This window comes from Vibrio metschnikovii CIP 69.14 (assembly GCF_000176155.1).
GTDB lineage: Bacteria > Pseudomonadota > Gammaproteobacteria > Enterobacterales > Vibrionaceae > Vibrio > Vibrio metschnikovii.
This window is the reverse complement of sequence record NZ_ACZO01000002.1, coordinates 91,331-113,727: the sequence shown is the minus strand read 5'-3', so window position 1 is coordinate 113,727 and position 22,397 is coordinate 91,331. Positions and strand designations below refer to the sequence as shown.

General features: G+C 45.1%; 19 protein-coding genes, 2 tRNA genes, 2 rRNA genes and 1 riboswitch. Of the genes, 5 read left to right on the top strand and 18 right to left on the bottom strand.

Annotated elements, in window-relative coordinates; all coding sequences use genetic code 11:
• From VIB_RS00580 to VIB_RS00565, 4 genes are all read right to left on the bottom strand, one after another.
• Positions 1–162: ribosomal RNA gene (locus VIB_RS00580) — 23S ribosomal RNA — on the bottom strand; the annotation flags it as partial.
• Positions 163–488: 326 nt separating this feature from the next.
• Positions 489–564 (bottom strand) — tRNA-Ala (locus tag VIB_RS00575).
• 9 nt (positions 565–573) lie between these two features.
• Positions 574–650: transfer RNA gene (locus VIB_RS00570), tRNA-Ile, on the bottom strand.
• Positions 651–714: 64 nt separating this feature from the next.
• Positions 715–2,274 (bottom strand): 16S ribosomal RNA (locus VIB_RS00565).
• A 616-nt stretch (positions 2,275–2,890) separates the two neighbouring features.
• Here VIB_RS00565 and VIB_RS00560 point away from each other — a divergent pair.
• Positions 2,891–3,361, top strand: coding sequence for an RNA recognition motif domain-containing protein (locus VIB_RS00560; RefSeq protein ID WP_040903608.1), 471 nt, complete (start codon positions 2,891–2,893; stop codon positions 3,359–3,361).
• On the opposite strand, the gene murI is transcribed toward VIB_RS00560, so the two are convergent.
• Together murI and VIB_RS00550 are read right to left on the bottom strand one after the other, a co-directional pair.
• The gene (gene murI, locus VIB_RS00555) at positions 3,315–4,124 is read right to left on the bottom strand and encodes a glutamate racemase (RefSeq protein WP_004393957.1); all 810 of its coding nucleotides are present in this window, start codon (positions 4,122–4,124) and stop codon (positions 3,315–3,317) included. The two genes, VIB_RS00560 and murI, sit on opposite strands and share 47 nt — an antisense overlap.
• A 145-nt stretch (positions 4,125–4,269) precedes the next feature.
• Positions 4,270–6,120: a TonB-dependent receptor domain-containing protein gene (locus VIB_RS00550; protein ID WP_004393956.1), complete on the bottom strand. Its 1,851-nt coding sequence runs from the start codon at positions 6,118–6,120 to the stop codon at positions 4,270–4,272.
• Positions 6,121–6,166: 46 nt separating this feature from the next.
• Positions 6,167–6,363: riboswitch (cobalamin riboswitch) on the bottom strand.
• A 155-nt stretch (positions 6,364–6,518) separates the two neighbouring features.
• Here VIB_RS00550 and trmA point away from each other — a divergent pair.
• Positions 6,519–7,628, top strand: a complete 1,110-nt coding sequence (gene trmA, locus VIB_RS00545) for a tRNA (uridine(54)-C5)-methyltransferase TrmA (protein ID WP_004393952.1) — start codon at positions 6,519–6,521, stop codon at positions 7,626–7,628.
• 26 nt (positions 7,629–7,654) lie between these two features.
• Here the strand turns inward: trmA and VIB_RS00540 are convergent, their stop codons facing one another.
• Both VIB_RS00540 and fabR read right to left on the bottom strand, forming a co-directional pair.
• The gene (locus tag VIB_RS00540; protein WP_040903607.1) at positions 7,655–8,017 is read right to left on the bottom strand and encodes a YijD family membrane protein; all 363 of its coding nucleotides are present in this window, start codon (positions 8,015–8,017) and stop codon (positions 7,655–7,657) included.
• Positions 8,017–8,658: an HTH-type transcriptional repressor FabR gene (gene fabR / locus VIB_RS00535; RefSeq protein WP_004393951.1), complete on the bottom strand. Its 642-nt coding sequence runs from the start codon at positions 8,656–8,658 to the stop codon at positions 8,017–8,019. Before fabR ends, VIB_RS00540 begins: the two co-directional genes overlap by 1 nt.
• Positions 8,659–8,922: 264 nt before the next feature.
• Between fabR and sthA the strand changes: the two genes are divergently transcribed.
• The gene (gene sthA / locus VIB_RS00530; protein WP_040903606.1) at positions 8,923–10,323 is read left to right on the top strand and encodes a Si-specific NAD(P)(+) transhydrogenase; all 1,401 of its coding nucleotides are present in this window, start codon (positions 8,923–8,925) and stop codon (positions 10,321–10,323) included.
• Positions 10,324–10,419: 96 nt separating this feature from the next.
• Here the strand turns inward: sthA and dinF are convergent, their stop codons facing one another.
• From dinF to lexA, 3 genes are all read right to left on the bottom strand, one after another.
• Positions 10,420–11,757: an MATE family efflux transporter DinF gene (dinF, locus tag VIB_RS00525; protein WP_004393948.1), complete on the bottom strand. Its 1,338-nt coding sequence runs from the start codon at positions 11,755–11,757 to the stop codon at positions 10,420–10,422.
• A gap of 110 nt (positions 11,758–11,867) precedes the next feature.
• Complete coding sequence (locus VIB_RS00520) at positions 11,868–12,686, bottom strand: class I SAM-dependent methyltransferase (protein ID WP_115152674.1); 819 nt, start codon at positions 12,684–12,686, stop codon at positions 11,868–11,870.
• A 78-nt stretch (positions 12,687–12,764) separates the two neighbouring features.
• Positions 12,765–13,391: a transcriptional repressor LexA gene (gene lexA / locus VIB_RS00515; protein WP_004393945.1), complete on the bottom strand. Its 627-nt coding sequence runs from the start codon at positions 13,389–13,391 to the stop codon at positions 12,765–12,767.
• A 291-nt stretch (positions 13,392–13,682) separates the two neighbouring features.
• Between lexA and plsB the strand changes: the two genes are divergently transcribed.
• Positions 13,683–16,109, top strand: a complete 2,427-nt coding sequence (gene plsB / locus VIB_RS00510; protein WP_040903604.1) for a glycerol-3-phosphate 1-O-acyltransferase PlsB — start codon at positions 13,683–13,685, stop codon at positions 16,107–16,109.
• Positions 16,110–16,202: 93 nt separating this feature from the next.
• On the opposite strand, the gene ubiA is transcribed toward plsB, so the two are convergent.
• Together ubiA and VIB_RS00500 are read right to left on the bottom strand one after the other, a co-directional pair.
• Complete coding sequence (gene ubiA / locus VIB_RS00505; RefSeq protein ID WP_004393943.1) at positions 16,203–17,060, bottom strand: 4-hydroxybenzoate octaprenyltransferase; 858 nt, start codon at positions 17,058–17,060, stop codon at positions 16,203–16,205.
• Positions 17,061–17,600, bottom strand: a complete 540-nt coding sequence (locus tag VIB_RS00500; RefSeq protein WP_040903602.1) for a chorismate lyase — start codon at positions 17,598–17,600, stop codon at positions 17,061–17,063. It abuts the gene before it with no gap.
• Between the two features lie 166 nt (positions 17,601–17,766).
• Between VIB_RS00500 and VIB_RS00495 the strand changes: the two genes are divergently transcribed.
• Positions 17,767–18,174, top strand: coding sequence for a flagellar basal body-associated protein FliL (locus VIB_RS00495; protein WP_040903599.1), 408 nt, complete (start codon positions 17,767–17,769; stop codon positions 18,172–18,174).
• A 40-nt stretch (positions 18,175–18,214) separates the two neighbouring features.
• On the opposite strand, the gene glpG is transcribed toward VIB_RS00495, so the two are convergent.
• From glpG to ftsE, 5 genes are all read right to left on the bottom strand, one after another.
• Positions 18,215–19,054: a rhomboid family intramembrane serine protease GlpG gene (glpG, locus tag VIB_RS00490; RefSeq protein ID WP_004393941.1), complete on the bottom strand. Its 840-nt coding sequence runs from the start codon at positions 19,052–19,054 to the stop codon at positions 18,215–18,217.
• Positions 19,055–19,059: 5 nt separating this feature from the next.
• Complete coding sequence (gene glpE / locus VIB_RS00485; RefSeq protein ID WP_004393940.1) at positions 19,060–19,380, bottom strand: thiosulfate sulfurtransferase GlpE; 321 nt, start codon at positions 19,378–19,380, stop codon at positions 19,060–19,062.
• 390 nt (positions 19,381–19,770) lie between these two features.
• Positions 19,771–20,628, bottom strand: coding sequence for an RNA polymerase sigma factor RpoH (gene rpoH, locus VIB_RS00480; protein WP_004393939.1), 858 nt, complete (start codon positions 20,626–20,628; stop codon positions 19,771–19,773).
• A gap of 136 nt (positions 20,629–20,764) precedes the next feature.
• Positions 20,765–21,730 carry a permease-like cell division protein FtsX gene (gene ftsX, locus VIB_RS00475; RefSeq protein WP_004393938.1) on the bottom strand — a complete coding sequence of 322 codons (966 nt, stop codon included), beginning with the start codon at positions 21,728–21,730 and terminating at the stop codon, positions 20,765–20,767.
• Positions 21,717–22,394, bottom strand: coding sequence for a cell division ATP-binding protein FtsE (gene ftsE / locus VIB_RS00470; protein WP_004393937.1), 678 nt, complete (start codon positions 22,392–22,394; stop codon positions 21,717–21,719). Before ftsE ends, ftsX begins: the two co-directional genes overlap by 14 nt.
• Between the last annotated feature and the right edge of the window lie 3 nt (positions 22,395–22,397).

Genomic DNA, 22,397 nt, shown 5'->3' with positions numbered 1-22,397 from the left:
GTATTCACGCAGCGATAAGTGCTTATGCACTTGGGTTTCCCCATTCGGAAATCGTAGACTCGAGTGGCTTTTACTGCCTCATCTACGCTTATCGCAAGTTAATACGTCCTTCATCGCCTCTGACTGCCTAGGCATCCACCGTGTACGCTTAGTCACTTAACCATACAACCCCAAAGGGTCTTTGGCTTCTTGCTTTCACGAAAGTGAAAACAAACAAGCGACCAAGTTGTCTCGCGTTTAATTTACATGAGTGCGAGACAGATTTTGCCGGACTCAATTTTGAAAAGCATCCGAAGATGTTTTTCACCAAGCACACTTGAATGTGTATTTTTGGTCTTTATCAAAAGATAAAGATTGAGAACTTTACAAGTAACCCATCAATGAAGATAAGTTACTTTGTCAGCTTTCCAAATTGTTAAAGAGCAAGATTTGTCGTTACAAAAACAACCAAACCATTTCTAAAGATTCTGTCTAAAAACCCTTAAAGATGGTGGAGCTATGCGGGATCGAACCGCAGACCTCCTGCGTGCAAGGCAGGCGCTCTCCCAGCTGAGCTATAGCCCCATCGTTAAGTGGTGGGTCTGAGTGGACTCGAACCACCGACCTCTCGCTTATCAGGCGAACGCTCTAACCACCTGAGCTACAGACCCACTATTCTCTTTTATCTAAACCAAATCAATCTGTGTGAACACTCATCAATGCACAATCTTTACGTAAGGAGGTGATCCAGCGCCAGGTTCCCCTAGCGCTACCTTGTTACGACTTCACCCCAGTCATGAACCACAAAGTGGCAAGCGTCCTCCCGAAGGTTAAACTACCTGCTTCTTTTGCAGCCCACTCCCATGGTGTGACGGGCGGTGTGTACAAGGCCCGGGAACGTATTCACCGTGGCATTCTGATCCACGATTACTAGCGATTCCGACTTCATGGAGTCGAGTTGCAGACTCCAATCCGGACTACGACGCACTTTTTGGGATTCGCTCACTATCGCTAGCTCGCCGCCCTCTGTATGCGCCATTGTAGCACGTGTGTAGCCCTACTCGTAAGGGCCATGATGACTTGACGTCGTCCCCACCTTCCTCCGGTTTATCACCGGCAGTCTCCCTGGAGTTCCCGACATTACTCGCTGGCAAACAAGGATAAGGGTTGCGCTCGTTGCGGGACTTAACCCAACATTTCACAACACGAGCTGACGACAGCCATGCAGCACCTGTCTCAGAGCTCCCGAAGGCACTCTAGCGTCTCCGCCAGATTCTCTGGATGTCAAGAGTAGGTAAGGTTCTTCGCGTTGCATCGAATTAAACCACATGCTCCACCGCTTGTGCGGGCCCCCGTCAATTCATTTGAGTTTTAATCTTGCGACCGTACTCCCCAGGCGGTCTACTTAACGCGTTAGCTCCGAAAGCCACGGCTCAAGGCCACAACCTCCAAGTAGACATCGTTTACAGCGTGGACTACCAGGGTATCTAATCCTGTTTGCTCCCCACGCTTTCGCATCTGAGTGTCAGTATCTGTCCAGGGGGCCGCCTTCGCCACCGGTATTCCTTCAGATCTCTACGCATTTCACCGCTACACCTGAAATTCTACCCCCCTCTACAGTACTCTAGCCTGCCAGTTTCAAATGCAACTCCGAGGTTGAGCCCCGGGCTTTCACATCTGACTTAACAAACCACCTGCATGCGCTTTACGCCCAGTAATTCCGATTAACGCTCGCACCCTCCGTATTACCGCGGCTGCTGGCACGGAGTTAGCCGGTGCTTCTTCTGTCGCTAACGTCAAAGAATACCGCTATTAACGATACCCCCTTCCTCACGACTGAAAGTACTTTACAACCCGAAGGCCTTCTTCATACACGCGGCATGGCTGCATCAGGCTTGCGCCCATTGTGCAATATTCCCCACTGCTGCCTCCCGTAGGAGTCTGGACCGTGTCTCAGTTCCAGTGTGGCTGATCATCCTCTCAGACCAGCTAGGGATCGTCGCCTTGGTGAGCCATTACCTCACCAACTAGCTAATCCCACCTGGGCATATCCTGACGCGAGAGGCCCGAAGGTCCCCCTCTTTGGTCCCTGTTCATTATAAACAAGGGCATCATGCGGTATTAGCCATCGTTTCCAATGGTTATCCCCCACATCAGGGCAATTTCCCAGGCATTACTCACCCGTCCGCCGCTCGTCAGCAAAGAAAGCAAGCTTCCTTCCTGTTACCGCTCGACTTGCATGTGTTAGGCCTGCCGCCAGCGTTCAATCTGAGCCATGATCAAACTCTTCAATTTAAGTTCTTTTTGGCTCAATGAATACTGACTCTAAATTACCTAGCTCCTATAAATAGAAGCGTAATTCAAAGCTATTATCGTTCCAACAGAACGATAATGAATTGACTGTGCCGATAGTGCTAAAAGCGCTATCAATTTGGTCACTCAGTTCATTGAAACCGAAGTGCTTATTGCTAAGTATTTTGATTATCATCAACGAGTGCCCACACAGATTGATTGGTTTAAATTGTTAAAGAGCTGGCTTGCGAATCTCTCGTTGAGCTTCGAAGCGGAGGTGAATTCTAGCGAGTTAATTTGAAGAGTCAAACACTTTTTCAAATTTTCTTTTTTAGAAGCTTTCCCTCAACCAACACTGCCTGAAGCCTTGCGGCATCTGCCGTGTCAGTGAGGGCGCATTATAGGGAGTTAGTTTAGCTTAGCAAGTACTTTTTTCTATTAATTTTCCGTTCGCTCAAAAAGCCATCGGATCATTAATTTTTGAATAAAATTCCAACATTTGAAGAGGGTCACAGCAATCGATTGGAAAAACTCCAAGCATAAACGTAAGATTCATGTGTCTATATTGTTAATCTTAGATACGCCTCTTACTTTCATTCTGATTAAGTAGTATTTCAATATGAGCTCGAATAAATCTACATTATTTATTGTTGCACTGGCTATCATTGGTGCACTGGTTTTTTCTCTATTATCGATTCATCCCGCGGTAAGTTTTGTTATTGGTGTTATTTCTGCCGCGATCACTCTGCAAGTTTTATCAAATCCTTCCGTAGTATCAGTGAATGCTCCATCAACCGATGAGTCATCCAGTAATACAAAAACGCTTTACGTCGGAAACCTACCCTATAAAGCTAATGAATCGGATGTGCGTGATTTGTTTGCTCAATACGGTGATGTGTTTGCGGTCCGATTAATGAAAGATAAACGCACAGGAAAACGCCGAGGGTTTGGATTTGTAGTCATTGCCACGGCCCATGCCTCTGCGGCGATTAATGCACTCAATGAAAAAGACTATATGCAGCGCACACTCAAAGTGAGAGTTGCTAATGATCCAAAACATCCAGATGAGGAAATGGACGAACAGGATTAAAGTCCATTTTAATTAAGTTCGCATTCAGAGCGCTCTCTTTCCAAGGGGGCGCACTGGCGAAAATCGTGTGCGGATGCTGATGCTTTAAGCCAGGTTCTACATCAAGCAACTGCTGTACCCGACGAGCTATCGCCTGACCAGAATCAATCAACATCACATCATCACCTAATACTTGTTGAATCTCTGCTTTAATGAGTGGGAAATGGGTGCATCCTAATACCGCAACATCTATCCGCTGAATCAGTGGACTTAAAATCGTCGCCAATTCCTCTTTATCGACTTCTTGCCCGCGCAGCTTCTCTTCCGCCATATCAACTAAACGTGTCGACCCAAGCAGTTCAACACTTTTTTTACTCGAAAAATTACGGATTAAATCATGAGTGTATTGTCTTGTGATCGTTGCGGGGGTAGCAATCAACCCAATCGCTTTATGGGCAACGAGTGAGGCTGGCTTTATCGCAGGAACCACGCCTACAACCGGAATGGATAATTTGGCACGCAGCATCGGGAGTACAATAGTACTAGCGGTATTACAAGCTATCACTACTAAATCAAAAGATTGCTGTTTGACTAATGAAATAATTAAACGCTCAACACGGTTAAGCAAAACTTCCTGCGCTAACTCGCCATAAGGATACGCTGCATTATCAAACAAATAGGTATAATCAAGCTGTGGTAATAGTGAAACTATCTCTTGATAAACTGACAATCCACCAACACCTGAGTCAAAAATTAGAACCTTATGTGACAACTGTTGCTGCATACTACACCCCAAGAAGAAAGAGTCAGTGATCATACTCCCTCTTTATCATTAGGCAACCACTCTCACTGTAATGAAATAGTAATATTATGAGTATGGTTTGTCAGATAGATCTAAAAATAAGACCGCCTTACAGCGGTCTTATTTTTTAGAACTGGTAACTGGCGTTTAGGTAAAAGGCCCGCTCTGGGGCACGATACCCGAGCGCACTTTGATACTGCTCATTAAAGAGATTTTCTATCCGACTACGAATGACCATGGTATCACTTAACCAGTAGCCTACAGACACATCCCACAGGTTAGTGGAGTGAATATAATCGTTACTGGTTGGCTCTGGTGTAGGCAAGTCTAGGCGCTTACCCGTATAGGTATAAGTTGTATTTATATCAAAGTTACCCAATTGTATGGCAGTCATCCACTTGTAGTTTTCTTTTGCCCGACGAGCCAACTGCACATGATTATCATCTTTATGATCTTTGTACTCCGCCACTAAAGTATGATTGATTGGACCAGTATCAAAGTTCACTTCCAATTCCACCCCTTTAATTCGTGCATCGGTATTCAAAGTGCATCCTCCCCAATTCACCACATCACACACGGCACCGTTAGGATCAGAATACCAGATAATCAAATTATCCACCTGGTTGTCATAAGCCGATACACTCACTCGCGCTAATGGATAAGTGATATAGAATCCTATCTCACTATTCTTAGACTTTTCTGGTTCAAGATCAGGTGCCGTTGATAAATCGGTGTAACTCGGTGCTTTAAATGCTGTGCCATAGCTGGCCCGCATACGATAATGATCGTTAACTTGATAACCGGCAGCGAAAGACCAAGTGGTGTAGTCATCATATTTATCATGCTTATCGTGACGAATATTCGCTTCAAAAACCCAATCACTCACCGTCAGTTTGCCAGAACCAAAAATACCGTAGGTATCTCGGCTTTCTCCCGCCAACACATGACGACTACCATAACTGAGCGCATCATGGTCTAATTTTTCCCAGCGGCCATCAATACCCGCTCCAAGTTTAATAATGTCATTCAGCTGATAAAGGTTCGCCCATTGCGTCTGGGTAAGAGCGATGTTCGCCTTGGTATTAGCATTATTTTTACCCTCGCTTTGGGTATAATCGAGTTTTTCTGTTTGCTGATAATTAAGCATCAACAAACTTTTTAAGCGCTTCCCTTCGTAATTCATCTTCCCAGCAAAACTCTGGTTATCGGAAAAACTGTGGTAGAGCGTACCGGAAGAATTGTATTCTACATCACTGTCAAACCAGCTAGCTGATACATACCCCAACCAGTTCTGATTGAAGCGATGTTCATAGCCTCCCATCAAATTCTGGCTTTCATAACCATAGTCCACACCTGTCTGCGAACTTTTTATATCGTAACCATCGGTTTTCTCAAAACCTGCAGAAAGTTGTAGATGCCCCAGCTCATTCACATCCGTCCTCGTGACCACTTCACCTTTACGGGATTGGTTGCTGCCAACACCAAGCGTCACTTGCTTGAGATTATTTCCACGATGAGAGCGAGTGATAATATTGATCACACCACCGATAGCATCAGATCCATACATCGCGGCACCAGAGCCACGAATCACCTCTAAACGCTCAACTAAGCCAATTGGAAAACGATTAATGGCAACCCCACCAGCGGCTGAATCAATCCGAACTCCATCCACTAAAATGAGAACATGACTGCTATTGGTACCTCGCATAAAAACAGAAGCCGTATGCCCTCGACCACCATTTTGAGCTATCTCGATTCCGGGTACTCGACGTAAAACCTCCGTCAAAGATCGCGCTTGATATTGTTCAATTTCTTGGCGTTCAATCACCGTTGTTGCCGCCAGTACCGATACCTGCTTTTGCTCAAACCGATTGGCTGTTATCACCATGGTCTCATCAACGGGTAAACTTTGGGCATAGGTAAGAGAGCAATAAGAGAGCGCTGACATCATCGCCAGGCTTAGATAAGATTTATTCATTATGTTGTTATCCTAAAACGCGTAGATTCTCCTGAGCAAAACACCACTGCTGACCCAGTTGCTGGCAGGTATTCGGACTCGAGAGCGTTAACCTAATAACTCGACTTCCCACCATTAGGCAGTGTCTTGATGAGCGTTCGTTCTCCCTTACCGCTGCGCGTCAGTTCTGGATTTACACCAGATTCCCTTTTCAGAATTTAGCCATCTAGGCAGCTAAATATCACCAGCTATAATGATACTATTGACCAATGGTGAGCTTGTCTAGTATCGCTGATGATAATCAAGTGATTTGTCATTACCTTAAACTTAGTAAATCAGCAACAAAACTGGACATGTAGGTCAGATTGAATAAAATCTGCGCTCTTTCAATAAATGCACCAGTAAAAGGTAATACCATCATGGCGACGCTTGACGTAAATCCTGAACATTATTCAGCACAACTGGCTGAGAAAATCACCCGCCTTACTGAAATGTTTCAGCCCTATCACGTCCCAAAGCTAGAAGTATTTGAATCTCCAAAGCAATATTACCGGATGCGCGCAGAATTTCGGGTTTGGCATGAAGGGGATGAAATGTATTACGTCATGTTTAATCCAACCACTCGTGAAAAGTATCGAGTTGATCAGTTCCCCGCCGCCAGCCGTTTAATTAACGACCTAATGCCACTGTTAATAGAAGCGATGCAAGGTAATAAAACATTGCGTCACAAACTGTTTCAGGTGGATTTTTTATCAACCTTGAGTGGCGAGCTATTAGTTTCTTTGATCTACCATCGTCAGCTTGATGAAGCATGGACATCTGAGGCTAAGCAACTCAAACAACGACTGAACGATGAAGGCTTTAATCTCAACGTGATCGGACGAGCTCGGAAAATGAAAATTGTCCTAGACCGAGACTACGTCGTAGAAAAACTACACGTTAACGATAAAGCTTATCTTTACCAACAAGTTGAGAATAGCTTTACCCAACCCAACGGAAAAGTTGCCGAGAAGATGCTCGAATGGGCAGTAGACTGCACGCAAGAAAGCCAAGGTGATCTACTAGAGTTGTATTGTGGCAATGGTAATTTCTCGCTCGCTCTCGCGCAAAATTTCGATCGCGTATTAGCGACAGAATTAGCGAAGCCTTCAGTAGAGTCCGCACAATACAATATTGCCGCGAATCATATAGACAATGTGCAAATTATTCGTATGTCTGCGGAAGATTTTACTCAAGCGATGGAAGGCAAACGCGAATTTAATCGCTTAAAAGAGGCTGGCATTGATCTTAAAAGTTACCGCTGTAACACCATTTTTGTTGATCCGCCGCGTGCAGGAATGGATGTTGATACCTGTAAAATGGTACAAGGGTATGAACGCATTTTGTATATTTCTTGTAATCCTGAGACCTTAAAAGAGAACCTAGATATTTTATCTACTACGCATAACATCACTCGCTTCGCTTTATTTGATCAATTCCCGTACACCCACCACATGGAAGCAGGTGTAATGCTAGAACGTAAAGCATAAAAGAAATTAACGAGCCTAGCGGCTCGTTAATTTTTGCGTCCGATAAAGCCGAGCTTTTTACCGATCCACCACAAAAGTCCTAGTACCACAATCACTGAGAACAACATTGATCCGGAGTCGGGGTATTGAGCCTTCATAAACGCCGAGTGGCCAAAAGCTCCGACAAAAAAACAGGCTAAACCAACCAACGGAATATCGTCTGCTACTGGATGACGTAAATAGTCTTGGTATAACATTTGTACCGATAACACGAGGGCAATCAGTGGAAAGAGGGAGAAAGAGACTTCGCTGATCGTCAGCCATGATAACAGTGCGTCACCGCACATGCCACTAATTAAGGCAAGTAGCAATGTTTTACTATTGGAAGTGGGTGATGTTTCGTTACTCATTACTCTATCCCATTTTTTAGTCGATTACGTTCACGCTCTTTGCGATACCAAAGCGCCCCTTTCGCCATCATACGCAACTGCATGATTAGTTGCTCTGACAATTCATCACGCGCTTGTCGTTCTAGATCTAATGCTTGTGCGCCGGAGCTAAAGACTAACGTCACTGACGCTTCAGCTTGGATGACCGCTTCTTCTCGTCCCATACCGGTATTGATCAGGTATTCGGTCAGCTCAGCAGAAAAATGTTGAATTTCACGCACTACTGCGGCGCGAAACTCAAACGAAGTGCCAGAACGTTCGCGCAACAGTAAACGAAACACATTAGGACTACTTTCAATAAATTCCATAAAGGTTTCCACTGACGTACGTATGACACTGCCCTCTTTAACAATTCTCTGCCGCGCTTGACGCATCAGTTGACGTAGCAGCAGTCCACCTTCATCAACCATGGTCAACCCTAACTCATCCATGTCTTTAAAATGTCGATAAAAAGAGGTCGGGGCAATCCCAGCTTCGCGTGCGACCTCACGTAAACTTAAATTAGAAAAGCTGCGATCCGCACTCAATTGGCTAAACGCTGCGTCAATCAATGAACGACGAGTTTTTTCTTTTTGTAGCGCGCGAATTCCGGTAGATTTCATACTGAACCTATTCTCATAGCCTTATCATCAACCGCATACTATAACGCGAAACGCACCATTGTCGATCCCAGCTTGCATAGCAGTGTCAGCATTTTCTCAACCATTCAACAACACAAAAATACCACACTTAAATTCTCCAGCCGCTATCCTATAAAATGTCGTGATCCTAAACACCCTATCGGGGAAATGAGATTTACCTAGCAACACAATCAGTTACAATCTCGCTACAGCACTGATAAGCATCGATAACAACAAGGATATCCTATGACACAGAAGCACCAGTTTGACGTTATCGTCATCGGCAGCGGACCTGGCGGAGAAGGCGCAGCAATGGGATTAGCCAAAGCTGGCATGAATGTCGCGATCATAGAAAAGGAAAGCACCGTCGGCGGCGGTTGTACACACTGGGGAACCATTCCCTCGAAAGCTTTACGTCACGCCGTCAGTCGAATCATTGAGTTCAACAGTAACCCGCTGTTTTGTAAAAACAACACCAGCATACACGCCACATTTTCATCCATTCTCGGTCATGCAAAAACCGTTATCGATAAACAAACTCGCTTACGACAAGGCTTTTATGACCGAAACCAATGTAGCTTAATTTTTGGTAGCGCCGAATTTATCGACCCTCACACTGTCGCAGTTCATAAACACGATGGCAGCATCGAGCACTATCAAGCCGATAAATTTGTGATTGCCACTGGCTCTCGACCTTACCAACCGAATGATATCGATTTTACCCATCCTCGGATCTACAACAGCGATTCGATTTTAAATTTAAAACACGATCCACAGCATATTATTATTTATGGCGCAGGGGTGATTGGTTGTGAATACGCCTCTATTTTTAGAGGGTTAGGCGTAAAGACCGATCTGATCAATACTCGCGATCGCTTATTGGCTTTTTTAGATAATGAAATTTCTGATGCGCTCTCTTACCACTTTTGGAATAGTGGCGTGGTGATTCGCAACGATGAAACCCATCAGAAAATTGAAGGTACTGATGATGGTGTAATTGTCCACTTACAATCGGGTAAAAAGATGAAAGCGGACTGCTTGTTGTACGCTAACGGTCGTACGGGTAATACCGATCAACTGAATTTATCAGCGGTTGGCCTCGCCGCCGACGCCCGTGGTCAATTAACCGTCAACCACAATTATCAAACCGATGTCGAGCACATCTATGCGGTTGGGGATGTGATTGGTTACCCAAGCCTTGCCAGTGCTGCTTACGATCAAGGCCGTTTTACCGCCCAAGCGATTACTCAGGGCCAAGCCGTGAATAAGTTGATCGAAGATATTCCAACGGGTATTTACACCATTCCAGAAATCAGTTCTGTGGGTAAAACTGAGCAAGAGCTCACCGCAGCGAAAATCCCTTACGAAGTAGGACGATCCTCATTTAAGCATTTAGCACGCGCACAGATCTCTGGTAAAGATATCGGTAGTTTAAAAATTCTCTTTCATCGCGATAGCAAAGAGATTTTGGGTATTCACTGCTTTGGGGAGCGCGCGGCAGAAATCATCCACATTGGACAAGCAATCATGGAACAAAAAGGCCCTGCTAATACCATCGACTATTTTGTCAACACGACCTTCAACTACCCCACCATGGCTGAAGCTTATCGTGTTGCCGCGCTCAATGGATTAAACCGCTTGTTTTAACCATGGTTTGTTTTAACCATGGCTTATTTTAAAAATGGTTGATGACGGCGACTTAAACAAAAGAGTCGTCGTCAGTTTAAGCTGTCTCTTCCTGAGCTAGAGAAAATCGCCTCGCTGCCACTGGCGCTTTAATACCCAACCTAAACTCAGTCCGCGCAGCGCCATAAACGTTAACATCGCTAGCCATAAAGCGTGGTTTTGCCAAGCAGAAAAAAGTATAAATACCAGAAAAAAACCACTGGCAGCAATAAACATGCTGTTACGCATCTCTCGCCCTTTCGTGGCACCAATAAATATCCCATCGAGTAAAAAACACCACATCGCCACCAGCGGCATCGCGACTAACCACGGCAGATATTCCTGAGCGGTCTGCTGTACACTTGGAATAGACGTAATTAAACCAATCAGGTTCAAGCCTGAAAACGCAAAGACGGCCGTTAGCCCAAGGCAAATTAGTAAGCTCCAAAACGTACTGCCAATAATAGAAGCTTTAAGTTGCGACGGGCTTTTCGCTCCTACCGCTTTGCCCACCATCGCCTCAATCGCGTATGCAAAACCATCCATGCCGTAAGAGATCATCATCAAGAAGCTCATCAGCACCGCATTTGCAGCGACAACTTGATCACCAAAAGCCGCGCCTTGAAAAGTCATAAAACTAAAGGCAGCCTGCAAACATAACGAACGCAAGAAAATATCACGATTTAAACGTACAAAACGACTCATCCCTTGAGTACTTTGCAATAATAAAGCCCAAGGTGATGGTAAACCTTTAGCACGCCAAAAGCGCCAGACACACCATAAACCAAAAGCCATACCAAGGTAATCGGCGATCACTGAAGCCAACGCGACGCCAGAGACTTTCCAACCAAAACCGAGCACAAACAGGACATCGAGCACAATATTGGTCAGATTGGTGATGATCACCATCCACATTGGCGCTTTAGCATTTTGCGTCCCCAATAACCAACCAAGCAGCACAAAGTTGATCAATACGGCCGGCGCACTCCAAGCTCGAATCATAAAGTACTGCTGAGCATAATGTTTCACTTGCTCACTGGCTTCACTTAAGGCAAAAACGCCTTCACCAATCAAACGGTGCAGTAACAAAAAGACCGCCGCAAATCCAAGAGACATCAGTACGCCCTGTACCCAGACTAAAGCCAACTGATTACGGTCATCAGCGCCATAGGCTTGTGCTGTTAATCCGGTCGTCGACATGCGTAAAAAGCCCAATAACCAGAAAGAAACGCTGATCAGCATGCCCCCAAGCGCGACGCCACCGAGATACCATGCGTGCTGTAAATGACCAATCACCGCCGCATCGACCAAGCCAAGTAATGGAATGGTAATGTTGGACAACACCATAGGAATGGAAAGCAGTAAGACTTGACGATGAATGGTGCGGTTGGTAAGAATTTGGACTAGCGACGCCACATAGAAACCCTCTTAAGATCGGCCATCCAGTGTACCGAAAATAATCAGCATTCCCAAGTGATGACGACGGACAGCGCTCAATGAACATCAATCCCAATAACGCCAAGACATTACCAACGAACTTGGACCACCACGGGGGTTAGGCGATGTTTGAATCCGTTGATTTTACTCACCAAACGTTGCCAAAGTTTCCAGCGATGGCAATGGCGGTCAAGGGGCGATAACAGCAAGGCGCTATGTGCCCAAGGCAAAGCATTGAGTATCGCTTGATCCGGTTTAGCAAAACCATGTTGATAATGACCAGAGCCCATTTTTTGTCCAAGACGTGTCATGGTTTTATCACCCGCCAGTACTAAACAAGCGCGAGCATTAACGAAATGCAGCCCCAACGCACGAATAAAAGAGGAAATCTGCTTTGCGTGGCAATCTAATAACGCATGTTCACATAAGATCAATACCGGAGCCGAATCAGGAATGATTAACCGCTCTAACCAGTCAAGATTATCGACACTACCGCAGCAATGCTGATAACGCTCACTACGATGAAACAGTTTTTGCCGCCATAACAAATGCTCACTCACATCGACTTCCACCCAGTGACAGCGCCCATTATCGACTCGGTAAAAACGCGTATCTAAACCAGCGCCAACATTAATGATCCAGCCATCAGGATGGGTCGCTAAAAAACGATGAATTTGCTGATCGCACAGTCGAGCCAGCGTAACATGCAATAGCTGTTTTTGCGGAATGTCGCCCGCGAGACAGTCTGGCGCAAGGTGACAACGCTGACAGGCACGAGCGGCTATCGGATCATAGACCAAGCCATCATCGACGAAACTTTCACGGCTACGCAACCAAAGCGGCTGCAGTAAACGAGTGGGTACTTGATAACGTGGTGATGAATGAGTGTACTTAGAGGGCATTATCATCTTCCTTATGTCACCATAAAAAGATGATAATGAATATCAATTAGATTGGCAAGCTAATGCGTGATATTTGAGCAGGGGTCACATCCAATCAGTATTACGGATAATACCAACGGCAATCCCTTCAATCGCTAAATCTTGACAAGTTAAGTCAACTTCAATCGGTGCAAAAGCGTCGTTCTCAGCATGCAGCCACACTTTCGCGCCTTTACGCTCTAAACGTTTGACCGTCACATCTTCTTCGACACGAGCGACAACAACTTGCCCATTACGCACATCCTGAGTTTTATGAACCGCGAGCAAATCACCATCCATAATACCAATGTCCTTCATGCTTTCCCCCTGAACACGGAGTAGAAAGTCGGCTTGAGGTCGAAACATACTCGGATCAACATGATAATGCGCTTCGATGTGCTCTTGCGCGAGGATCGGTTCACCAGCCGCGACTCGGCCGATCAAAGGTAAACCAAGATCTTGCTCAGCATCATTGGCAGCCCCTACTAAAATACGAATCCCACGTGAAGCACCGGGAACAATTTCAATCACTTGTTTACGAGCGAGAGCTTTTAAGTGCTCTTCTGCCGCATTGGCTGAACGAAAGCCCAGTTCGCGAGCGATTTCAGCGCGAGTGGGTGGCATTCCGGTTTCTTCGATCTTACTTTTAATTAGCTCGAAGACTTGTTGCTGGCGTGGCGTTAACGGCTTCATGACTCACCTGTCTTTTTATACAGTTAACTGTGAGTATATCCAGTAATTCACGAAAAGCAAAGTGGATTGCTGCTTTTTTGATTACTCCACCGCCCGTCACGGCTGGGCAGCGTTTCGAACAGGAATCATGAAACAAATCAAACCTCTAGTAAGCAATCAACTGACATGACGGAATAGTATTAAAAGGTTTGACCAGTTTCTGGTATTCTTGCGCTTCAAAAAAAGACACCGACTCAAATCGATCGCTCTCGGTTTGAGTTTTAGTACAGCATCTTGAGGCCTTGAACTCTTATGTCTTCCGGACACTCATTTTCTCGCTCTTTATTAAAATTACCGCTATCGGTAATGGTAAAAGGCACGGCGATCCCATCGAACCCGATTGATGATTTAGCCATTGATCTGCATAAACCGATTGTTTATGTCTTACCGTTTCGCTCGAATGTTGATCTACTGACGTTACAAACTCATGCGCTCAATGCGGGGCTCCCCGACCCACTGACCCCACTGACCATTAATGGTCAAACGCTAAAACGTTATGTTTTTATCGCTTCTCGTCCAGCGCTACTGCAAGACGACCATAATGTGCCTAACGAATCGATTACTACCTTTTCTGAACTGTTAGCCTTACATAAGCATGATTCTGAATTGGATGTTCAAATGATTCCTGCAAGTGTGCTATGGGGAAGACGTCCGGGTAAAGAGGGACAAGAAAAACCTTACTTACAAGCTCTAAACGGGTTACAAAAAGCCATCGCCGTGGTGATCTCTGGACGTGACTGTTTGGTCCGTTTTAGCCCTGTAGTTTCATTGCGTTACATGGCCGATGCTCACGGTACCGATAGTTCAATTGCCCATAAACTCGCACGTGTGGCACGCATTCACTTCTCTCGTCAAAAATTAGCCGCTTCCGGCCCTAATTTACCTCAGCGTCATCAGTTATTTTCAAGACTAATGACCTCCCCTGCGATAGAAAAAGCGATTGCCGATGAAGCCAACCGTAAAAACATCTCATTAGAGAAAGCTCGTAAAGAAGCGCATAATATTTTGGATGAGATCGCCGCCGACTTTTCATACTCTTTAATCAAAAAAGGGGATCATGTTCTTGGCTGGCTATGGAATCGCATTTATCAAGGGCTGAACATCAACAACGCGGCCACCGTGCGTCGACTCGCTCAAGATGGTCATGAAATTGTCTATGTTCCTTGCCATCGTAGCCATATGGATTATCTTCTACTCTCTTATGTGCTCTATCACGAAGGGTTAGTTCCTCCGCACATTGCCGCAGGCATTAATTTAAACTTTTTCCCTGCCGGACAAATATTCCGCCGTGGCGGAGCATTTTTTATCCGTCGGAGTTTTAAAGGCGATCCTCTTTATTCGACGATTTTCCGCGAATACCTGGCAGAATTGTTTGCTAAAGGCTACTCGGTAGAATATTTCAGTGAAGGTGGCCGCTCACGTACCGGACGTTTACTGCAAGCCAAAACCGGCATGTTAGCAATGACCATTCAAGCCATGCTGCGTGGCTTGAACCGTCCTGTAACCCTAGTGCCCGTCTACATTGGCTATGAACACGTGATGGAAGTGGGCACTTACGCCAAAGAGCTGCGCGGTAAACGCAAAGAAAAAGAGAATGCAGGCTTAGTGTTTCGCACGCTACGTAAACTACGTAACTTTGGCCAAGGCTACGTTAATTTCGGTGAGCCAATCCCTCTTAATCACTATCTTAATGAACATGCACCAGAGTGGACTCAAGACATTGATGCCATGGGGGGCAGCAAACCCCAATGGATGATGCCTATCGTTAACCAATTAGCGACCAAAATGATGACACACATTAACGATGCTGCTGCAGCCAATGCGATGACCTTGTGTGCGACCGCATTATTAGCCTCAAGGCAACGTGCATTAGCTCGGGACAATTTGGTCAAACAAATCGATTGTTATTTAGCGCTACTACGCAATGTTCCTTACTCGACGACCTTTACCGTACCTAGTGATAGCGCAGAGCAATTGGTCACCCATGCTGAGTCGTTAGATAAGTTTTTGGTTGAAACCGACAGTATTGGCGACATTATCTCATTAGATCGTAACCAGTCGATTTTGATGACTTATTATCGTAATAACATCATTCATTTACTGGCACTACCATCGCTAATTGCGCAGATGTTGATCCGTCAGCAATCATTATCGATCAGTGCTATCCAGCAAACCGTTGCTCAAGTCTATCCTTTCCTTAAGCAAGAGCTATTTTTAAGCTATGCCGAACATGAATTGGATGAAATTGTTGAGCGTTACCTATCCGAGCTTGAGCGCCAACACTTAGTGACGATTGAACAGCAAACGGTAACCATCAACCAAGCTCAGACACAAGTCTTGATGCTCCTTGGTCGAACGATTTCCGAAACACTGCAACGTTATGCGATTGCCTTGAATCTACTGGTTGCTAACCCAGATTTAGCCAAAACGGATCTCGAAGCTAAGAGCCAAGAGATTGCTCAACGGCTGGGACGACTGCATGGGATTAATGCGCCAGAATTTTTTGATAAAGGTGTTTTTGCGGCGCTGTTTGTCACTTTAACCGAACAAGGCTACTTAGGTCATGATGGTTATTGCCAATTGGAAAAAACTCAGCAGTTTGCCGATGCGCTTTACCTGATGCTCTATCCTGAAGTCCGTTTAACCATTCAAGAGAGTATCTGTCAGGTCGAGTGGTAACGAGTTAACGTCATCACGGTTACAGACGCTGGTTATCACTGACACAATAACACTAAGGCATCCCACGGGATGCCTTAGTCGTTGATCATCGAGTTACCACCACAGTGAGAGTATTAACCCCAGTGTAATGACCATACCGACATAGTTATTGTTCAAAAAAGCATGAAAGCAAGGCATGCGTTGTCGATGACGAATTAAATGCTGCTGATACACAAATAAACCACTGGCAATTAAAATCGCCCAGTAATAACTGGCTCCTAGCGAATAAACCCAACCCAGTGCGATCAATAAAACGATCGTCATCAGTTGCAACACACCAATGATCGCTTTATCACGACGACCAAATAAAATCGCGGTGGATTTCACTCCAATCAACAGATCGTCATCACGGTCAACCATCGCATATTGAGTATCATAAGCAATCGTCCACAGCAGGTTTACCCCAAAGACTAACCAGATGATTGGAGGCAAGGCATTGGCTTGAGCGGCCCATGCCATCGGAATCGACCAACTGAATGCTAAGCCCAGAAAAAGCTGAGGTACTTGAGTATAACGTTTCATGAAAGGATAGATGAAAGCCAGTAACACCCCGACTAAAGAGAGTTTTATTGTCAAAGGATTCATGGTTAGTACCAGTAAAAAAGACAGGATCACCAAGACTAAAAACAACCCAATCGCTTCCTTCTCACTCACTTTCCCAGTAGGTAACGGACGTTGAGCTGTGCGCTTCACATGCCCATCAACATGACGATCGGCAAAATCATTAATCACACAACCGGCGGAACGCATCGCAAACACCCCAACCACAAACACCACAAGTATGTGGAAATCCGGCATTCCTTGCGCTGCTAAAATCAGCGCCCATAACGTTGGCCATAACAGCAACAACGAACCAATAGGTCGATCCATACGCATCAGTTGCCAATAGGCATGCACTTTTGCTTGGTTCATTTACACACTCTCCTTCGCGTAAATTGGGCAATCGGGCAAAAATAATTCAGCGACTAACATCGGTTTATGATTCATCCATAATCGTGAACGTCGCGCAAGTAACGGGCCATCCGAGGTCATCGCCCAGCCAACTTGTAATCCATCCCGTCGAACATGATCACTGTTAAAGACGGTAAGGCCAAGCGGAATATCCCCTTGTTGAGTCAAATCCTCTGGCTGATCTTGCAAAGAGCTTTGAGGAATGAGTGTACGACCGAAGACCCAGGGTCTAGTATCTCCGGCTAAAATAACCTGACGTAATAGACACGTTTCTGCCGTTAACCACGTCACTTCCGTAAAATCCAGTTGTGCTGGTGCCAGCCACTGGTTATGGTGCTGAATAATACTCAGTCGCTGACAATACTGAGCCATCAGACGCGATAACGACCCTTGCTCTAATAGCCAAGATTGGGCGTTATCCGTAGGATAAGTAAAATCTTCCGGCCATTGCCAATTAACTTGGCGTAATGAAGAAAGATAGAGCGGAGTCATTCTATTCATACTAGTATTCAATATGACGCTTAATCGTCATACAATAACGCCGACATGCAGGTAAACCGAGCAGCGTTCAGACTCTATTAAGCATTTTATTTACAATCAGATGCGCTATTGTAACAAGAGTCGGGCGATTCGAATATCGTGAACAGAAGAAAGAACAGGCACAACTATGCTTAAACGTTATCTAGTCCCAATAATGCTCGCCTTTGGCCTGCTAGCCCCCTACTCTGCGATGGCGAGTACGGAGAATAGAACTCAATTCGCCTATTTTACATTAGAGCCGGAATTGACCACCAACTTCCATACCCGAGGTAATCGTCTTGGCTATATTCAGGTCAGAATTGATATTATGGTCGCCAATAGTGCCGATCTACCATTAATCGAGCTCCATCAACCACTCATTCGTGATGCGGTCATTGAGCAGCTTGGTAAACAAACCGAGGATTCCATCCGCTCTCTTGCTGGCCGAGAAAACTTACGAAAAACCCTCGTCGAGGATTTAAACAATATCTTATTGCCTGAAACCGGACGTACACTGATCGCTGATTTACTGTTTACCAAATACATTTATCAATAAAACAGAGTCAACGAATCTCTCACGGTCATCGAACTATCGCTCAATGGAACGCTTTCGATGACCGACTTGCATCGTGTAAACCCAATAACATACCGCTAACTAATCCGACCAAGTGCGCCGTATTGGCGATCGCCATAAATGGCTGAACAAATCCCAACACCAACCAAATCAGCATAAAACCAATTAACGGTTTAGGCATCTCTAAACCAAGTTGAGGCGCTCGCCAGCCCAACAGCCATAAATAACCCACCAAAGCATACACAACCCCAGATAAGCCACCAAAATTCGCGCCTTCCACCCAGTATTGTCCAGCACCAGAGAGAGCCGCAGCGATCAATGCTAGCTGGGTGAGTTTAAGACTACCAAGCCGCTTTTCAATATCACCGCCAAGCTGCCACCACCACAGTAGATTAAACGCAATATGCATGATGGAAAAATGCAGCAGCGCATGGCTAAACCAACGCCATAATTGCCATTGTTGACCCGCGAAAGCCGGAAAATGCAACGCCGCAAACACCTGACGAGCCAAACCAAGCTGTTGTAAAACAAAAATCCCGATGCAGACCATCATCACCAGTAATGTGATTGGCCCAGCTTTGCCTTTTACCAGTGATAGAAGACTCGGGGCTTGATAAGTAAACGGCGTTGGTTGAGTATTGGCTACCTGCCAAGAAGCCGCTTGATATTTACTGTCTTGAGGATAACGCAAAAAATGCTGTAGTTCGCTGTCGGTTTCTATTTGGTGCTGCTCATCGATGAGCCATAAAGAAACCTGACCACCTTCCTCTGGCTGCATCTGAATCTCGATATGCCGTGAGGCCATGTAATCAATGAAAGCTTGTGCCATCCGAGGATGAGCTAAGGTGATCAATTTTATCATTTGGGTTAACTCGTTGTTGTCGGTAAATGAGCGTGATGCCAGGCTTCAAAGCCTCCATCAATACTATACACCTGTTCAAAACCTTGGTTAACCAAGTATTGAGCCACACCTTGACTACTAATACCGTGGTAACACATGACTAAAATGGGCTGTGTGAATTCATGCTCTTTAATAAAAGCATTGAGCGTGTCATTGGTTAAATGAAACGCATCCCGAGGATGAGCTAACGCAAAAGACTGCGGATCACGGATATCAACCAGCGTGGCCTCCGTTTGTTCAAGTAACTGTTGTGCACTGATAACATCAATATGTTGAAATGGGTCCATGAAGTGATTCTCGTTAAGCCATAATTAGTTAGCACACATTGTAACCTAACCCACATTGAACAAGTACATAACGACTGTGGGGTTATGCTCAATAATCTTCACGCATTATATTGTGGATAATTCTGTGGATTGCGTTGATAAGGTATCTCAAGAGAAAATGATCCACTACATGTTGTGATGATCTTTATTTTTCTGTGTGTAAGAAAAACATATCCCCAAATAGAAAACAGCGTTCAAGCCTTGATTTATCGCCACTAATGATCATTCGTGATACTTTTCATCACAGAGTTATCCACAGAAAATCGACCCGGTGTTGATCACTGTTTTCGATCCCAATAAAAAAGCCGAGATCGATTGATCTCGGCTTTCTGCTCATTGATTGTCTAGCGGTTAAAAATCACCGACCGCCTCTTTGAGCTTTTTCATCGCATTCTTTTCTAGCTGGCGAATCCGCTCAGCAGAAACTTGATAAAGATCCGCTAATTCTTGCAAGGTCGCCTTTTGGTCATCCAGCCAACGAGAGCGCACAATATGCTGACTACGTTCATCCAAACTTGCCAAAGCTAAACTAAGGCGATGATTGGTATGATTCTCCCAGTTTTGCGCTTCGATATTTTCCGCTAAATCCGATTGCTTATCTTCCAGATACAGCACTGGCGCAGTGTAAGCATTCGGGTTGTCGTCATCTTCAGCAGAAAATTCAAACGTTGAATCGAGCGCCGCTAAACGAGATTCCATTTCTCGAACTTCAGCAGGTTCAACCCCGAGTTCACGAGCAACGGTTTCAACTTCACCGTTATTAAACCAACCGAGACGCTTTTTCGATTTACGTAGATTAAAAAACAATTTGCGTTGCGCTTTAGTGGTCGCAATTTTCACGATACGCCAGTTGCGTAACACGTATTCATGAATTTCGGCTTTGATCCAATGCACCGCAAAGGAGACCAATCTTACGCCGACCTCTGGGTTAAAGCGTTTGACCGCTTTCATTAAACCAATGTTTCCCTCTTGAACAAGATCCGCAATCGGTAACCCATAACCCGAGTAGCCACGAGCAACATGAACAACAAATCGAAGATGCGATAAGATCAACGTTTTCGCCGCTTCAATATCACCTGAGTAGTGCAACCGCTCAGCCAGTTCACGTTCCTCTTCAGCCGTTAGCATTGGGTAGCTGCTGACTGAACGGATGTAGCTATCTAAGCTATCTTGTGAAATAAGAGCCATTGGGTACGCTTGGTTAGTCATTCAAATCCTCATCAATCTGTGATTTTGAGTTAATTTTAACCTGACAATCTTGAACCGAAAATGAATTGGTTTCAAGCCTTGATTGCCGATAATTTTACTCTCAGCTCTGGGAGCCGATCAATAAGACCGCGCTATTTTATAGCGGTTCAATTTCTTTTAAATGCCGCTGCGCAGAAAGACGCGCCGCCAAACACCCCAACAGAGTTCCTAGCATCAGTAGCAATAACGACTCATCCCAATTAAGGCCAATCAATCGAAAACGGCTATCATAAAGTGTCGCTAATTCAGCCACAGCACCATTGAGGATAATGGTTACTAAAGCCGTTAACAGCCAAGCGGATAAGCTACCCAGCAAACCAAGCCACATCCCTGAATACAGGTAGGGACGTAGAATATAACTGTCCGTCGCGCCAATCAGTTTCATGGTTTGAATCTCATCTTTATTGGCTTGAACATTAAAACGCAAAGTATTACCGATGATCAAAAAGATCGATGACAACATCAGTATCGATAGACTAACCACGATGATCATCGCTAAATGTCGAATCGCATCTAACCTCGCTAACCAATCTTCATCTAATCTGACATCGGTAACGTTGGCTTGCTGACGAGCCTCCTCAGCAATCCGTTTGATTTGCTGATTGTCTTCAACACTAGGAGTAATGACGAGTACCCCTGGTAGGGCGTATTCATCCAGTAAACTAATGGCCTGATCAAACCCAGCATATTGACTGAGTTCAGCTAAACCTTGCTGTGGGGATATATAATCAACCAAAGCGATATCAGGGCGACTTTCTAACTGATCTTTTAATATCATCACCCGCGATTCAGGTGTCCCTTGTTGAAGATAAACACTCACTTGAGAAGGACTGGTGACATTCACCGCAACCGAAGCGATATTTTTCGTCAATAGATATAAGCTGGCCGGTAACGCTAGCGCCATTGAGATCACCGCTAATGTAAGCAAATTACCCAGTGGACGTTGCCATAATGCCGAAAATGCCATTTTGGCTTGCTTACTATGAGTGGTAATAAAGCTGTCTCGCGGGGCTCTGGGATAAGGCTGGCTGCGTTTTTTAGGATTGACTTTATTGCTGACCATACTCTTCCACCTCACTCAAAAAGCCTTGGTTCAACTCAAAATGACGATACTGAGGTCGAGATTGCACCAAGTTAATATCATGAGTTGCCAATAAAATCGTCACACCTGCGCGATTAAATTCTTCAAAGAGCCGTAAAATACGATTCGATAAATCAGGATCTAAGTTACCTGTCGGCTCATCCGCCAACAATAAGGTCGGCCGGTTCACTACCGCGCGAGCAATACCAACGCGTTGCTGCTCACCGCCCGATAATTGGCTAGGTAGACAACGGGCTTTGTCTAGTAAGCCGGTTTTATCTAATGCTGCTGAAACGCGCCGCTTGATATCTTGCTCTGCAATCGATTCGATACGCATGGGTAAAGCGACATTATCAAATACCGTTCTGTCCATCAGTAGGCGATGATCTTGAAACACAATTCCAATATTGCGCCGTAAAAAAGGAATGTCGCGGTTAGGAATACGAGTAATATCATGACCATTAAAACTAATTTTACCGTCACTGGGACGCTCAATCGCACAGATCAACTTAAGTAAGGTGCTCTTACCCGCTCCAGAGTGTCCGCCTAAAAAAGCCATTTCACCCCGACGCAGATGAAAATCGACTTTTTGTAACGCTTGCCGACCGCCACGATAAGCTTTACTGACTTGTTGAAACTTAATCACCCG